Raw genomic sequence first — 15,776 nt, 5'->3', positions numbered from 1 at the left:
TAGCCGTGAAACCGGTCCTGTGAGCGCTCAGGTGAGGTGGTTACTCCCCCGCGTGGTAGACGCCGTCGGAGCCCAGGCGAGCATCGGGGTCGAGCAGCATGGCGGCCTCGACCTCATGCGGGTCGCGCTGCTTGGACTCCTCCCCCAGGCGACGGCCCTGAACCTGCTCGAACAGCGGGGCCCGACCGATCATGCCGGCGCGGCGGCGCCTGGTCCCGGCGGCTAGGCGGGCGTTGGCGGAGGCCAGCCAGGCGTCAACCGCCTCCTGGCCCTCGGCCTGACGCAGGGCGGCCTCGAAGGCACCGGGGTGGACGATCGCGATGAGACCGGAGACGTGTCCGAAGCCCAGCGAGGTCAGCAGACCGGCTCGCACCGGGCCGGCGCCCGGGACGCGCCCGTCCTGGCCACCACGGCCGGCCAGACGGATGGGCCTGCGCGGCCACACCCAGAAGGCGTCCTTGGCCAGCGGGGCGTCGACGACGTCCAGGGAGGCGTTGCCGGGAGCCACACCGGAGGCGAGGATCTCGGTCAGGCCCGCAACCTGGAAGACGGCGGCGCCGCCCTTGGCGTGACCGGTGATGGTCTTCTGCGAGACTGCCACCAGCGAGTTGCCCTCGGAGCGTCCCAGTGCGCGCGCCAGACGCGTGTGCAGCTCGGACTCGTTGGGGTCGTTGGCACCGGTGGAGGTGTCGTGCTTGGAGACCAGTGCGATGTCGTCGGCCTCCACACCCAGGGCCGCCAGGGCCTTGGCCAGGCGCGAGCTGCGCCCGCCGCGGCCGGCTCCCAGGGCGCCCAGGCCGGGCGCCGGGATCGAGGTGTGGGCGCCGTCGGCGTAGGAGGAGACGAAACCGACCACACCGGCCACCGGGAGCCCCATGCGGGCCGCCACCGAACCACGGGCCAGGATCACCGTGCCGCCGCCCTCGGCCTCCACGAATCCGCCGCGACGGCGGTCGTTGGCGCGCGAGAAGTGGCGGTCGGAGATGCCCTTGGCGCGCATGGCCGCGGCCTCCGCGGTGGCGTTCATGTTGCCGAAGCCGACGACCGACTCGATCGAGATGTCGTCGATGGCGCCGGCCACGACGACGTCGGCCTTGCCCAGGGCGATCTTGTCCCAGCCCTCCTCAATGGAGACGGCCGCGGTGGCGCAGGCGCTCACCGGCTGGACCATGGCGCCGTAACCGCCGATGTAGGACTGCATGACGTGGGCGGCCACGACGTTGGGCAGGGCCTCCTGGAGGATGTCGCTGGGACGCTCCTCCCCCAGGAACCGGCCGACGAACATCTTGCGCATCGACTCCATGCCACCGAACCCGGTGCCCTGCGTGGAGGCCACGTCGGAGGGGTGGACGGCCTTGAGGAGCTCGGCCGGGGTGAAGCCGGCCGACAGGAAGGCGTCGACGGCGGTGACCAGGTTCCAGGAGGCGATGGGGTCCATGCCCTGGGTCATCGAGGCGGGGATGCCCCAGCGCTCCGGGTCGAAGTCGCGCGGGAACTGGCCGCCGACCGTGCGCGACAGCGCGGCGCGTCGCGGCACCCGGGCCAGTGAGCCGGCCAGTCGGGTGACGGTCCACTCGCCGGTCTCGGCGTCGGGAACCACGAGCGTGTGCTCGGGGTCGGAGGCCTCGATGGTGCGGGCCGTGGCCTCGTCAGGAACCGACAGGGTGATGTCGCGGTCGAGGTAGACGGTGACCTCCTCGTCGGCGATCGGCGCGATGACACCGTCGTCGACGAACTCGCGGATACCGCAGCGGGCCACGACCTCGTCGCGGTAGCGCTCCAGGATGTCGGACTCCTCGACCATCTCCCCGTCGGTGTCGTACCAGCCGGCCTTGGGGCTGTCCTGCCAGGTGAGCAGACCCATGCCCCAGGCGAGCTCGAGGACACCGGCAGCGGTCAGGTCGACGTCCTCGCCGCCGCTCATGCCCAGCTCGGCCTCGCGGCGCGTACGGCCCGATCCCCAGGTGGAGACCTCTCCGGTGGAGATGATGACGACCAGGTCATCGAGGTCGGTGCTCACCTCGCCCCACTGGGGGGCGGTGGGCTGGGTCGGGACCACCGGAGTGGGCAGGGCCTTGATGACGGCCGGGGCCTCGGTCTCCTCGGCGGGCGCAGCGGCCTGCGCGGCGGCGTTCTCACGCAGGGCCACCAGGTCGATGTCGTCACCCAGTCCCCCCGTGAGGTCGGCGTTCACCGGGGCCTGAGCCGCCCGGGTGCGCACCTCGGTGGTGCACAGGCCGGTGAGCTCGGAGGCGATCTCCTCCGTGGTCCAGGTGCGCACCCCGGCGGCCTCGACAGCGGCGACGAGCGGGTCGTTACCGCCCATGAGGCCGGTGCCCTTGACCCAGCCGATACGGGGGTGGGCCAACGTCACGCGTTGGGCCCAGGCCCGCTCCGAGGACCAGCGGTTGACGATCGCGTCCAGGGCGGACTTGACCTCGCCGTAGGCGCCGTCGCCGCCGAAGGTGCCCCGGTTCGGGGAGCCGGGCAGGACCACGTGCAGACGGTGGTCGACGTGGGTGTCGGTGCCGATGGCGCTCAGGGCGGCGATGGTGCGCTCCACCGACCACAGCAGCAGGCGGGTCTGGGACTCGGCCGCGGGGCCGGCGTCGGCCAGCGTGCCCGAGACTCGCGGCGCGGCGAAGGGGAACAGGAGGGTGGGAACCAGGGCCTCCTTGACGACCTTGGTGGAACCGCCGGAGGTGACCACCTGGTCGTTGCCGATCCACTCCGCCAGGGCGTCGACGTCCCGGTAGGAGGACAGGTTCGCGGGAACCATCCACAGCTTGGCGCCGGCCGCGGCGTGCTCGCGGTACAGGGTGGTGGCGAACTCGAGGCGCTCGTGGGTCAGGCGCGAGCTGGTGGCCACCACGGTGGCGCCACCGGCCAGCAGCTCCCCGACGACGGCCGCGGCGATGGAGCCGGGGGCCACACCGGTGACGACGGCGACGTCCTCGGACCAGCGCACCGTGGCGTCACCGGCCTGCGGGGTCTTCGGCGCGGCCTGGGCGATCGCGGTCAGGACGGCGGCGCGCTCGGCGCCGTCGGCCAGGTCGGAGGCCTTGGCCTGCTTGGCCCACCAGGTGGCGTGATCGGCCACCGCCTGTCCCAGACCCACGAAGCGCTCGGGGGCCAGGAGCCGGCGGAAGGCGTCCAGGTCGGTCTCGCCGGAGCCGAGTCGGGCGACGTCCTCACGGGCCGTGGCCCAGCGGTCATCGATGAGGACGGCGCGCTCGGGGGCGAAGGCCGGGGTGACGGACTTGACCCATCCGGCACCGAGCTCGGCGTCCAGGGCGGCCATGGCAGCCCTGGTACGGGAGGCCTCGTCATCGGCATCAGCCGCGACAGTGGCCTTCTCGGCCAGCCCCAGGGCGTCCAGGAGGGTGCGGGCCGTGGTGGCCAGGACGCCCTCGGAGCCGGTGACGCTCTGGGCGAAGGCGTCCAGGGCCGCGGAGTCGACCACTGCGCCTCCGGCACCGCCGGCACTCGGCTTGGCGACGCTCACACCGTGGTCGGCGGCGACGGCCTGGACGGCGGAGTCGATGAGGGCGTCCACGGCGCTCGCGCTGGTCAGCGGGGCCGAGGAGCCCAGGGAGGCCAGGTCCTCGCCGCGCATCGAGGCGCCCTCCCGGGTGCCCAGGAACAGGGCGGCGGTCACGTGGGAGACCCAGCCCTGCCCCAGTCCCCAGGTGCCGGTGACGCGGTCGGCGACGCGGGAGGCGCGCACGCCGGAGGGGCCCAGGAGCCGGCCCAGCCCCACGCGGATGGCCTCGGTGAGGACCGGACCGAAGGCCTTGTAACCGGGAGCGCCCTTGGCGACCGTGGCGGCCAGGGCCGTCATGTCGGCGTCGGCGGCACCGTCGATGGAGGCGAGCTCGAGCTCGGTGCCCAGGTCCATGAGGAGCTGGTTACGACGCGAGGAGACTCCGTTGGTGAGTGTCTCGGTGGTGTCCGTGGCGCCGATCTGCTCTGGGCGGATGCGCGAGGCGTGGGCCAGGAGCACCGTGAGGGCGTCGGTCGCACCGAAGGGCAGGTCGTCCACTGGTCCGGCTGCGGCTGGAGCCGGACCAGCGGGTGCGGCCTCGGCGGCGGGGGCGGGAGCCTGCTCGGCCGCAGTGCTCTGAGCGGGAGCCTGGGCCTCAGCAGCCGGCTCCTCGGTGGCCGGAACGTCGAAGTCCGGTTCGGAGAGCTCGACGGCCGGGTCGGTGTCGGTGGCCAGCACCCGGGCCTCGTCGCGACGAGCGTTGTGCACGGTGACGTGGCGCCCGGCGTGCTGGGGCAGACGCAGGGTGTTGGTGGCCAGGTTCGCCAGGGTGGGGGAATTGGCCAGGCCCACCTCGACGATGTGCTCGATCCCCAGGCCGCCCTCGCTCGGGGAGGACAGCAGGACCTCCTGGGTCTCGATCCAGCGCACCGGAGAGGCGAACTGCCAGGCCAGGAGCTCGACGAGCAGGACTCGGGCCAGCTCGGTGGGGCGCTTCACCCAGGAGTCCCAGTCGGCCAAAATCTCCTCAACGGGCTCGGAGGGCACGACCTCAAGGATCGAACGGGCGAAGTCCTGGGTCAGCGCGAAGGGCCGCGCCACGAGGTTGGGCACGTAGTGGCCCACCAGGCGCGCGACATCCAGGTCCTCGGGGACGAGCTCGAGCAGACGGCCACGGAACTCCGGCACACCGGGGCGCAGCACCTCGGAGTGGAAGGGCACATCAATGCCGGGGACGAACATGAAGGGGTTCTTGCCCCCGCGGGCCTTGGCCTTGGCACGGGCGTCCGCGGCCAGGGCGTCCAGGCCCTTGATCGTGCCGGCCACGGCGTACTGGACGCCGGCCAGGTTGTGGTTGACGATCTGGAGGAACTCGCCGGTGGCCTCGGAGATCGAGCGCACGTAGGCCTCGACCTCGTCGGCCTTGATGCCCGCCTGGTTGGGGCGCAGGGCCCCCATGCGGTAGTTCGAGGCGCCGTCGGCGTCACGGGGCACCAGCGAGTGCATGGTGGAGCCGCGCTGGAAGACGATCGAGATGGTCGTCTCCACGGGCATGACGCGCCCGTAGGCGCTCAGCGCCGTGTACTCGCCCAGGGAGTGGCCGGCGAAGGCGGCGCTCTCCACCAGGGCACCGGCCTCGGCCAGACGCGCAGTGGTCGCCATGGCGACGGTGGCCAGGGCCACCTGGGTGAACTGGGTGAGGTTGAGCAGGCCCTCGGGGTGGCGGTAGGTGACGCCGCGGGCGGTCATCTCGGTGGGGTTGTCGCGCACCAGGTTGATGACGGAGAAGCCCAGCTCGGCGCGGGTGTGGGCGTCGGCCCGCTCCCAGATCTCCCGGGCGGCCTTGGAGGAGTTCATCTCGTCCAGGCCCATGCCGGGGGCCTGGATGCCCTGGCCGGGATAGACGTAGGCGGTGGGTTCGGGCGTCGTCACGGCGGTACCGCGGGAGACGACCTCGCCGTTGATGCGGCAGATGACCTCCAGGACGTAGCCGCCGCCGACCACCAGTCCGGTGCGCTCCACGGTGATCTCGACGTCGTCGCTCAGCTCGACCGGACCGGTCATGACGTAGGTCCAGCCGGCCAGGACGTGGCGCGAGCCGTCGGCCGCGGTGGAGGCCGCCACCTGCTGGGCAGTGGCCGACAGCCACATGCCGTGGACGAGCGGGGCTTCCATACCGGCCACGTGGGCGGCGTTGTAGGAGGTGTGGATCGGGTTGAAGTCACCGGTGACCCGGGCGAACGCGGTCATGTCCGCGGGCGCGGTGACGGTGGTGCGGCGCAGGATGCGGCGTGCGGCCGGGGCCGTCTCGCGTCCGGTGCCGCCGGCGAGCTCGGGGGCGCTGGGCACGGCGTTGCCGGAGGCGCGGCCGCGGATGGCGAAGCGCTCACGCATGAGTGCCACCACGGTGCCGTCGGTGGCGTCGGTCAGCTCCAGGCGCACGTCGACGACGCGGCCGGCGCTGGACTCCTCCAGTGCGGCGACCCAGCCGGTGACGTTGATCGTGGGGCTGGTCGTGGCTGCGGCCTCCTGGAGCTGGTGGAGGGTGAGGTGCAGGTCGATGGTGTGGTCCAGGTGGACGGCACCGAGCAGGCCCTCGATGAGCGGCATGCCGTCCTCGACGACGCTGCCCAGGGCGGCGTAGACCACCGGCCAGCAGGGGCCGAGCAGGGCGTCGGGCACGAAGGGCGCGGCGGACAGGTCCGACGGCAGGGCGTCGGCGGTCACCGAGGCGTGGTCGTGGCCCAGGGTGCTTGCCAGGGTGAAGGAGCCGTGGATGGTGCCGAAGGGCTGGGTGGTGGGGCGTCCCAGGACGTCCGTGGCCCCGGCCTGCGCGGGGCGGACCTCGGGCAGGTGGTCGACGTCGTCTCCCGTGATGGACACGGCCCCCACGCCGGCGGTGGCCCGCAGCAGGTCGTTCATCGTCTCGCTGATGCGCTCGGGGTCGACCAGCGGAGCAGCGCCGTCCCAGGCGCGGGCCAGGCGCAGCGGCACGACGAGGCGGCGCACGGCGTGGATCTCATCTCCGCCGGGGGTGCCGTCCCAGTGGGTGTCGAGGCGGATGTCGAGGTCGTAGGCGTCCTCGGCCACGTCCGGGCGGGCAACGACGTTGTAGGCGTCGTCGTCCAGGACGATGGCCGGGTTGACCGTCAGGTGGCCGTTCCACAGGACGTGGGGGGCCACCTGGACGAGCTCCTTGGCGTCGGCCACGGGAGCTGCCAGGACGCCGTCGGCCACGGCGGGGGCGGCGCCCAGGCGGCCGGCGGCCTCCTGCTCGCCCGTGCCGGCCTCCTGGAGGGCCTCGACGGCGGCGGTCTCGAAGCGGCCCAGCAGCTCGCCGACCGGCTCGTTGATGGTGGTGATGCCGGCAACGGCGACCGGACCGGGGATGATGCGCACCTGGTCAGCGGTGTAGCGCGGGTCCTGGGACTGCCACAGGGAGTCGGTGCCCCACCAGCGCAGGATGTCGGCGTCGACCACGGGCACGAAGGGCACGGGCTTGGGGTGCTTGCGGCACAGGTCGACGAACCAGGCGGCGTCGACGGGCTCCACCAGGGTGGAGGCGGCCGACGGGTAGTGCTCGGCCAGTGCGGCCAGGGCGGCGTCGGAGTCGATGACGGCGTCGTAGTCGGCGAAGAGCGTGGGGATCTCGCCGTGGTCGGCCCGGCTCAGGCGGGCCTCGATGCGGTGCAGCAGGTCGATGAAGCGGTCGTACCAGCCCTCGTCGGCCCAGTCGGCACGGGTGGCGCTGCGCCCCTCGTGGGGGGCGACGCACAGCTCGGCGTAGCGGGTGGCCCACTGAAGGTAGGTCATCTCCTCCACGTCGCCGAAGTAGGGCTTGGCGGTCTTGGCCAGGGCGTCGATCATCTCCTGGCGGCGTGCGGCCATGGCGGCCTCGTCACCGGCGAGCTCCTGGATGAGGCGGGAGGCCCGGGCCGAGGAGTTGTCGATCTCGTAGAGGTCGGCGCGCAGGTGGGACAGTCCGGAGGTCATACCGCCGATGGACTCCCCGGAGGCGACCCAGCCGCCCTCGACCCCGGAGTCCTCGGGGATTCCAGGGGTGTCGACGAGGAGCTGCTTGACGTCGTCGTTGGTCTTGGCCTCCAGGCAGGTCATGGCGGCGGTGCCGATCATGACGCCGTCGACGGGGGCGGCAGCCGTGCCGTAGGCCTCGGCCCAGCGGCCGGTGAGGTAGTCAGCGGCGCGGGTGGGCGTACCGATGCCGCCGCCGACGACGAGCACCACGTTGGTCACGGCGCGGATGGCGTCGTAGGTGGCCAGGAGCATGGTGTCCAGGTCCTCCCACGAGTGGTGGCCACCGGCGTGCCCGTCCTCGATCTGGATGATGACGGGGCTGTCGGGCACGGCGCGGGCGATGGCCAGGACCTGACGGATCTGGTCCACGGTGCCGGGCTTGAAGGCGATGTAGGGGAAGCCCTCGGCGTGGAGGCGCTCAAGCAGGGCGGTGGCCTCCTCGAGCTCGGGGATCCCGGCGGAGATGGTGATGCCGTCGATCGGGGCGCCCCCGGCGCGGGCCTTGGACAGCAGGCGTTGGGTCCCCAGGTGCAGGTTCCACAGGTAGCGGTCCATGAACATGGCGTTGAAGGCCGCGGTGCGCCCGGGCTCGAGGGCCTTCTCCAGGCCCTGGAGGTTCTCGGTCAGGACGGCGGGAGTGGTCTGGCCCCCACCGGCGAGCTCGGCCCAGTAACCGGCGTTGGCGGCGGCCGCCACGATGGCGGGATCCACGGTGGTGGGGGTCATTCCCGCCAGCAGCACCGCACTGCGCCCGGTCAGGCGGGTGAAGGCGGTGTCAAGGGTGAGGCGGCCGTCGGGCAGGCGAGTGATGCGCGGGGCGAAGCGGGAGCGGTCGACGCCGGGCCGGGGGGCCGCGCCGGCCCGGTCGAGGTCGTCAATGGCCTTGGCGGTCCCGGCGGGCACGACGGTGGTGCCGGTGCCGGCCACGACGCCCTCGGTGAGACGGACCAGGACGTTGCCCGGCCCCAGGTCCAGGACGGTGCGCACCGGGGCGTCCGATCCGGCTGCGAGGGCCCCGGTGACCAGACCGGGCCAGTCGACCGGATCGATGAGCACGGCGGTGGCCAGGTCGCGGGCGAGCTTCTCGTTCAGGCCGCAGGCGGCCGCCCAGGCGGCGACGTCGTCGACCGCGCCGGCGAGCAGCGGGGTGTGGAAGGGCACCGAGGTGGTGAGGAACTCGGTGACCGGGGCCAGGACGGCGCCACCGCGGCGGCGGTCCTTGCGGGCCTTGGCGCTGCGGGCGGCGGCCGCCTCCAGCGCGGTGACGACGGCCTCGAGGTCGGCCGGGCGCCCCGAGAGGATGTGCGCCTGACGGCCGTTGGTCACGCCCACGGAGATCCGCTCCGAGCCGGGGACCCGGGACAGGACGGCGTCGAGCACGCTGCGGGTGACGCCGCGCACCGAGAGCATGGGGGTGGACTCCCCCACCGTGCCCAGGTCGAGACGGCGGGTGGTGCGGGTGGCCGCCGCGCCGATGAGGCGGGCGATGGCGTGAACCTCGATGACGCGCTCGCGCTCGCCGGCCTGCACGGCCTGGAGCAGGCTGACGCCCAGGACGCCCTGGGAGTGGCCGATGGCGCTCACCGGGGCGTGGGCGGCCGGGTCGATGCCGGCGCCGGGCAGCGAGGCCAGGGCGGCGTGCTGGGCCATGAGGATGCCGGGCACGGAGACGTCGGCGCCGTCGGCGGTGGTGCGGTGCTGAGGGGCGACCGGGGCCGCCTCGTCGTCCAGGAGCCTCGAGCCGCGCGGGGTCACGGTGAGCAGGTCGGTGGACACGGGGGCCAGGCGCTCGGCCACGGCCTGGTCGACCGCCACGACGTCAGTGGCCAGGGCGTGGTCCAGGGCGACCAGGTCGGCCAGCGTCTGGCGCCAGGGGGTGGCCTGGCCGCCGAAGGTGATGATGTAGGGCTCGCCTCCGCTCAGGCGCTCAGCGATGGTGGTCGCGGGGCTGGGGGCTTGCGAGATCGTGTGCACGGTAGTGGTGTCCTTCGGTGTTGCGACGGCGTGGTCGGTGGTCTCGGAACGGTTACCTGAACTGGGGTCGGGTGAAGAGGGGGAAAACGGCGGAGGCGGAGGCGAGTGGGTCTCGGAGCCGGGGTCAGAGGGGGATGTTGTCATGCTTCTTGGGGGACTCGGGGCGGGCGTCGTTCTTGGCGCGCAGCGCGGCCAGTGAGTCGACGATGACGTTGCGGGTGTCCTCAGGGGCGATGACGGCGTCGATCTCACCGATGGCCACGGCCTTGTCCGGGTTGATGACGGCGTCGGTGTACTCGGCCACGAGCCGCTCGTGCTCGGCGGTAGCGGCCTCCTCCCCCTGCTCGTCACGGACCTTGGCCAGGTCGCGGCGGTGGATGATGCCGACGGCGCCGGCGGCGCCCAGGACGGCGATCTCGGCTCCCGGCCAGCAGAAGTTGAGGTCGGCGCCGATGGCCTTGGAGCCCATGACGATGTAGGCGCCGCCATAGGCCTTGCGCAAAACGATCGTCACCAGCGGCACAGTGGCGGTGGCGTAGGCGTTGATGACCTTGGCTCCGCGGCGGATGATGCCGGCGTGCTCCTGCTCGGCTCCGGGACGGTAGCCGGGGACGTCGACGAAGGTGACCACCGGCAGCCCGAAGGCGTCGCAGAAGCGCACGAAGCGGGCGAGCTTCTCAGAGGCGTCGACGTCCAGGGTGCCTGCGTCCACCAGCGGCTGGTTGGCGACGATCCCCACCGGGTGGCCCTCGAAGCATGCGAAGCCGACCACGACGTTGGGTGCGAACTCCTCCTGGACCTGGACGAGCTCACCGTGGTCGACGACGGCCGAGACCACCTCGACGACGTCGTAGGCCTGCCGGGTGGAGGCCGGGACGATCTCGCCGACACTGCGGGCGGCCTCAGCGTCGGCCTGGGCGTCGGCGTCGTCGTAGGCGTACAGGGGGGCGCTGACCTCGGATGAGGAGGGCAGGTAGGCCAGGAAGGTGCGGACCTGCCCCAGGGCGTCCTCCTCGTCGTCGGCCACGTAGTGCACGACCCCGGAGACCGAGCCGTGGATCTGTGCACCGCCGAGGTCCTCGGCGCTGATCTGCTCGCCGGTCGTGGCGCGCACGACGTCGGGTCCGGTGACGAACATGTGCGAGGCCTGGCGGGTGGCGATAACGAAGTCGGTCAAGGCCGGGCTGTAGACGGCGCCGCCGGCGCAGGGTCCCAGGATGACGCTGATCTGCGGGACCAGTCCGGAGGCGGCGCAAGTGCGGTTGAAGATGCGCCCGTACTGGCGCAGAGCTCCCACGCCCTCCTGGATCTTGGCGCCGCCGGAGTCGATGAGTCCGATGACGGGGATGCGCAGGCGCAGGGCGTCGTCCAGGAGGCGGACGATCTTGTCCCCCTCGATGGTGCCCAGGGCGCCGCCGGAGACGGAGAAGTCCTGGGAGTAGACGGCCACCTGGCGGCCGTCGATCTGGCCGAAGCCGGTGACGACGCCCGAGGGGCGGGCCTTGTCGCCGGCACCTGAACCGGAGTAGCGGCCGATCTCCAGGAAGGTAGAGTCGTCGAGCAGGTCGTTGATGCGCTCGCGGGCGGTGCGCTTGCCCTTGGCGTGCTGACGGGCGGCGGCGTGCTCCTCGGCCTCCCGGTCGATGCGGGCGATGCGCTGGCGGAAGGCGGTGGTGGCCTCCGAGTCGGCCATAGTGGTTCCCTGGGCCGGTGTCTCGGCAGGTGCGCCGGGGCCGGTGATGGGGGCGGTGGTCACGGTTCAGGCCTCCTCGGAGTCGTTCTCGGGGGTGCTCATGCGCACCAGGACATCGCCGGCCGAGACGGTGCGTCCGGCGCTGACGGGGATCTCCGAGATGGTGCCGTCGCTGGGCGCGTGGACGTAGTTCTCCATCTTCATGGACTCCAGGACCACGAGCAGATCGCCCTGGCAGACCGGCTGGGCCGGCTCCACGCAGATCCGGGTGACGATGGCCTGCATGGGGGCGGCGATGACACCGGGCTCACCGCCGGCGGTCCCGGTCTCACCAGGGGCTGCGCCTCGAGGTGAGCGGGTCGCGCCCGAACGGCCGCGCAGCGGCTGGGCCCGGTTGCTGCGGGGGCTGAAGCCTCGGGCCGGGTTGGAGGGGGCGAGGATCCCGTCGGGCAGGGTCAGCTGCATGCGGCGGCCGTTGAGCTCGATGATGTAGCTGGAGCGGGTACGCGGGTTGGCGACCGTCTCCGCCGATCCGTCGGCCTGCGACGTCGCCGCGGCGTCGGCGAGATCGGGCAGCACCTCGTTCTCGATCCACCGCGTGGTCACAGCCAGCCGCCCGGTCTCGTCGGGGGCGGTGAACTCGGGGCGGGTCAGGACCTCGGAGTGCAGGGCGGTGCACACGGTGACGCCCTCGACCACCGTCTCCCGCAGGGCTCGCCGGGCTCGGGCGATGGCCTGCTCCCGGCTGGCACCGGTGATGATGATCTTGGCGAGCATCGGATCGAACAAGGGGGTGACGACGTCGCCCTCAGTGACTCCGGACTCGATGCGGATACCGGGACCGGCCGGCCAGCGCAGGCGGGTGATGGTACCGGTGGAGGGGGCCAGACCTCGGGCGGGATCCTCACAGGTGATGCGCAGCTCGAGGCTGTGACCGCGGGGCTCGTTGACCTGTCCGAGGTGACCGCCCTCGGCGATGCGCAGCTGGATTTCGACCAGATCGGTGCCGGCGACCTCCTCGGTGACGCAGTGCTCCACCTGCAGACGGGGGTTGACCTCCAGGAACCAGATATCGCCCTCGGGGGTCAGGAGGAACTCGCAGGTGGCCACGCCGACGTAGTCGACCGTCTCCAGGAGGCGACGGGAGGCCTCGACCAGACGCCCGTGGACGCCCTCGGGCAGGAAGGGCGCGGGAGCCTCCTCGAGGAGCTTCTGGTTGCGTCGCTGCAGGGAGCAGTCGCGGGTGGAGACCACGGCGAAACCGCCGTGGCTGTCGCGGGCGCACTGGGTCTCGACGTGACGTGCGGCCGTGACGAACCGCTCCAGGATGAGGGTTCCGCCGCCCTGCGCCGCGGACTCGAAGGCCGGGGTGGCCCGGACCTCGTCGTCATTGTGCAGGACGGTGATGCCGCGTCCCCCGCCACCGTCGGTGCGCTTCAGGGCGACCGGGTAGCCGTGGGCGGCGGCGAAGGCGATGACGGTCTCGGCGTCGGTGACCGAGTCGGTGATGCCCGGCACCGGGGCGACCTGGGCCCGCTCGGCGGTGGCTCGGGCGCTCATCTTGTCTCCGAGGGCGTCCATGGCCTCGGGCGAGGGCCCGACCCAGGTGATCCCCGCCTCGATGATGGAGCGGGCGAAGTCTGCGTCCTCGGACAGGAACCCGTATCCGGGGTGGATGGCGTCCGCGCCGGTGGCGCGGGCCAGCTCGAGCAGCGCCGCCGCGTCGGTGTAGGACGATCCCTCGGGCAGTGCGTAGGCCTCATCGGCGAGCTCTGCGGCGGGGCTCATGAGGTCCTCGGGCGTGTACGGAAGGATCGACGTCGCCCCAAGGTCGCGGGCGGTTCGCACGATACGCAGTGCGATCTCACCACGGTTGGCGATGAGGATACGGGAGAGGGTCACCAAGAGTCTCCTTACCTGGACGCTGCCGGGCTGGCGGCGGGCCCTCCTTGGGCCGGCGGGTTGGATCCGTGCTTTCCCTACAATCGTCGAGGGGCGGGTCCACTGGACTATGACGTTACGTGGTCAGGGCACCACATTCCATTTGTGGAAACCTCACAAAGACTGAGAGTTGCGTTGGTGTAACAATCGAGACCCCAGTAATGGGGCGGCATAACGGAGGCCTGACAAAGACGTCTCCCGCCCCTCGAATGCCTTTGAGGTTTCCCACAAGCCCGACGGGGCGGAGTGGCCCAGCGCATCGGCTGTCACACCTGCATCACGAACACCTCCTCCAACAGGGCGTCGCTGCCGGTCGCGGGCAGCGCCCCGCGGCGTCATCAGTGTCAGCCGCGAGCGCCATGGCAGTGCGAGGAGGCCGCCTCGCGCAGCTCGCAGATGGCGGCCAGGGCGTCGTCGGCCCGGTAGACGGCCGACCCGGCGACGAAGACGTCCGCCCCGGCATCGGCCGCGCGCTCAATCGTCTGGGCGGTGATGCCGCCATCGACCTGTACTCGCAGGTCGAGCCCCCTGGCACCGACCAGCTCGCGCGCCCGGCGGATCTTGGGCAGCATCGACTCGATGAAGGACTGGCCCCCGAAGCCCGGCTCCACGGTCATGAGCAGGAGGAGGTCGAACTCCCCCAGGACATCGGCGACAGCTTCCAGGGGGGTGGCGGGCCTCAGGGCGATGCCCGCGCCGGCGCCGAGCCGGTGGAGCTCGCGCGCCAGACGCACCGGCGCCGTCGTGGCCTCGGCATGGGGGGTGACGATCTGGCAGCCGGCCTCGGCGTAGGCCGGCGCCCAGCGGTCGGCGTCGCGGATCATGAGGTGGGCGTCCACGGGCAGCGAGGAATGGGCGAGCACCGCCTCGACCACCGGCAGCCCCCATGACAGGTTGGGCACGAAGTGGTTGTCCATGACATCGACGTGGAGCCCGTCGGCGCCCCGGGCGCCGACGCCGCCCGTGACCCGGTCGAGCTCGTCGGCCAGGTGGGCGATGTCGCAGTTGAGGATCGAGGGGTGGATGGCCGTCATCGGGATGCTCCTCATGATGCGCTGGTGTGGTTGGTCAGTCAGCTGGTGCGGCGCAGCAGGGCGCAGAACATGGCGTCGGTGCCGTCGAGGTGGGGCCAGAGCTGAAGCGCCTCCCGGTCGGATCCGGCCGGCGGATGAGGGGCCAGGCGGGTGGCGACGTCCCCGGCGTGCAGGGGCTCGGTGCGCAGGCCCTCGCGCTCCAGCAGCCGCGTCACGTCACGCACCACGAGGGTCGTCTCCAGGGCGTGCGGGGAACAGGTCACGTAGGTCACCACTCCCCCGCGTCGCACGGCGCGCAGGGCACTGGCCAGCAGCTCGCGCTGAAGCTCGGCCAGAACGGTGACGTCCCCTGGCTGTCGGCGCCAGCGGGCCTCGGGGCGGCGGCGCAGCGACCCCAGCCCCGTGCAGGGGGCGTCGACCAGGACCCGGTCGTAGGCGCCGGGCTCATCGCGCCCGAGGTCACGTCCATCACCGCAACGCACCCGGGCGACGTCCGGCGCGATGGCTCGCAGGGCCGAGCGCACCAGGTCGGCCCGATGGGGGCTGACCTCATTGGCCAGCAGCTGGGCGCCCGTCTGCGCGGCCCTCGCGGCGAGAAGCGCGGCCTTGCCACCGGGCCCGGCACACAGGTCGAGCCACCGCTCATCGCGGCCCTCCACAGGGGCATGAGCCGCAACGAGCGCCACCAGCTGACTGCCCTCGTCCTCGACCCCGGCCCGGCAGTCGCGGATCGCCTCGATCCGGCCCGGATCTCCTCCGACCATGACGACGGCGAGGGGACTGATCCTGCCGGGACGCGGCTCGACGTCGTGCGCCCGGTCGGCCTTGCGGGCGGCCTTGGCCAGCGCCTCCGGCGCGATGAGGCCGGGCCTGGCACACAGGGCCACCTCGGGGTCGGCGTTGTCCGCGGCCAGAAGGGCCTCGAGCTCCTCGCCGCTGCGGCCGTGGGTGACCAGGGCCTGACGCAGCGCCTTGACGATCCACTCCGGGTGCGACTGGGTGCGGGCCAGAGCGCTCGTCTCATCGGGTGCGTCCCGGCGCAGCTCATCCATCCAGGAGTCCAGGTCCCGCCCGCTAAGCCGACGCATGACCGCGTTGACGAAGGTGGCCGCGCCGCGCCCGCAGGAGGTGGTGGCCAGGTCCACGGTGGTGCTCACGGCGGCGTGCTGAGCCACCCGCATGCCCATGAGCTGGTGGGCCCCCAAGCGCAGGACGTCGAGCACGGCCGGATCGATGCGCTCCAGGGGACGGTCCGTGCAAGCGGCGATCATCGCGTCGTAGCGACCCCGCAGCCGCAGGGTCCCGTAGGTCAGAGCAGTGGCGAAGCCGGCGTCACGCCGATCCAGGTCAGCGGTCTCCAGCAGCTCGGGCAGAAGGAGGTTGGCGAAGGCGTCATCGCGGCGAACGCGGGTCAGCACCTCCAGGGCCACCTGACGCGCCGAGCCAGATCGGCCTCGCGCCGAGCGCGTCGATGCACCCGTCAGCGGGCCGTCCTGCTTGAAGGAGCGCCGGCCCCGGCCCTGGCCGCGTCCACCCTCGTGGTGACCGCCACGCCCGCTTCGCCTGCCGTGTTGCTCCCGGCGTCTGCCAGGAGCGCCACTCCGCCCGCGGCCTG

The 15,776-nt window shown here is 72.4% G+C and carries 5 protein-coding genes; all 5 read right to left on the bottom strand.

Going from position 1 to position 15,776, the window contains the following annotated elements; genetic code table 11:
- Window positions 1-40: 40 nt before the first annotated feature.
- Window positions 41-9,493, bottom strand: a complete 9,453-nt coding sequence (locus AB7V09_RS02635) for a fatty acid synthase subunit beta domain-containing protein (RefSeq protein WP_419142840.1) — start codon at window positions 9,491-9,493, stop codon at window positions 41-43.
- A 124-nt stretch (window positions 9,494-9,617) separates the two neighbouring features.
- Window positions 9,618-11,186, bottom strand: coding sequence for an acyl-CoA carboxylase subunit beta (locus tag AB7V09_RS02630; protein WP_232622600.1), 1,569 nt, complete (start codon window positions 11,184-11,186; stop codon window positions 9,618-9,620).
- 66 nt (window positions 11,187-11,252) lie between these two features.
- The gene (locus tag AB7V09_RS02625; RefSeq protein ID WP_419142839.1) at window positions 11,253-13,088 is read right to left on the bottom strand and encodes a biotin carboxylase N-terminal domain-containing protein; all 1,836 of its coding nucleotides are present in this window, start codon (window positions 13,086-13,088) and stop codon (window positions 11,253-11,255) included.
- 383 nt (window positions 13,089-13,471) lie between these two features.
- A complete protein-coding gene (gene rpe / locus AB7V09_RS02620; protein WP_419142838.1) occupies window positions 13,472-14,161 on the bottom strand; it encodes a ribulose-phosphate 3-epimerase in 690 nt (229 codons plus the stop codon).
- A gap of 38 nt (window positions 14,162-14,199) precedes the next feature.
- On the bottom strand, window positions 14,200-15,591 hold the full coding sequence (locus AB7V09_RS02615) for an RsmB/NOP family class I SAM-dependent RNA methyltransferase (protein ID WP_419142837.1): 1,392 nt from the start codon (window positions 15,589-15,591) through the stop codon (window positions 14,200-14,202).
- Window positions 15,592-15,776 lie beyond the last annotated feature (185 nt).

Origin of the sequence: Actinomyces sp. SKVG-SVH-4(1) (assembly GCF_048514265.1) — a bacterium.
Lineage (GTDB): Bacteria > Actinomycetota > Actinomycetes > Actinomycetales > Actinomycetaceae > Actinomyces > Actinomyces oris.
This window is presented reverse-complemented; position numbering and strand designations above follow the sequence as displayed.

Bases quoted from the DNA above. Each gene is read 5' to 3' on its own strand.
- AB7V09_RS02630 (WP_232622600.1), bottom strand. From the start codon at position 11,186: ATGGCCGACTCGGAGGCCACCACCGCCTTCCGCCAGCGCATCGCCCGC.
- rpe (WP_419142838.1), bottom strand. From the start codon at position 14,161: ATGACGGCCATCCACCCCTCGATCCTCAACTGCGACATCGCCCACCTG.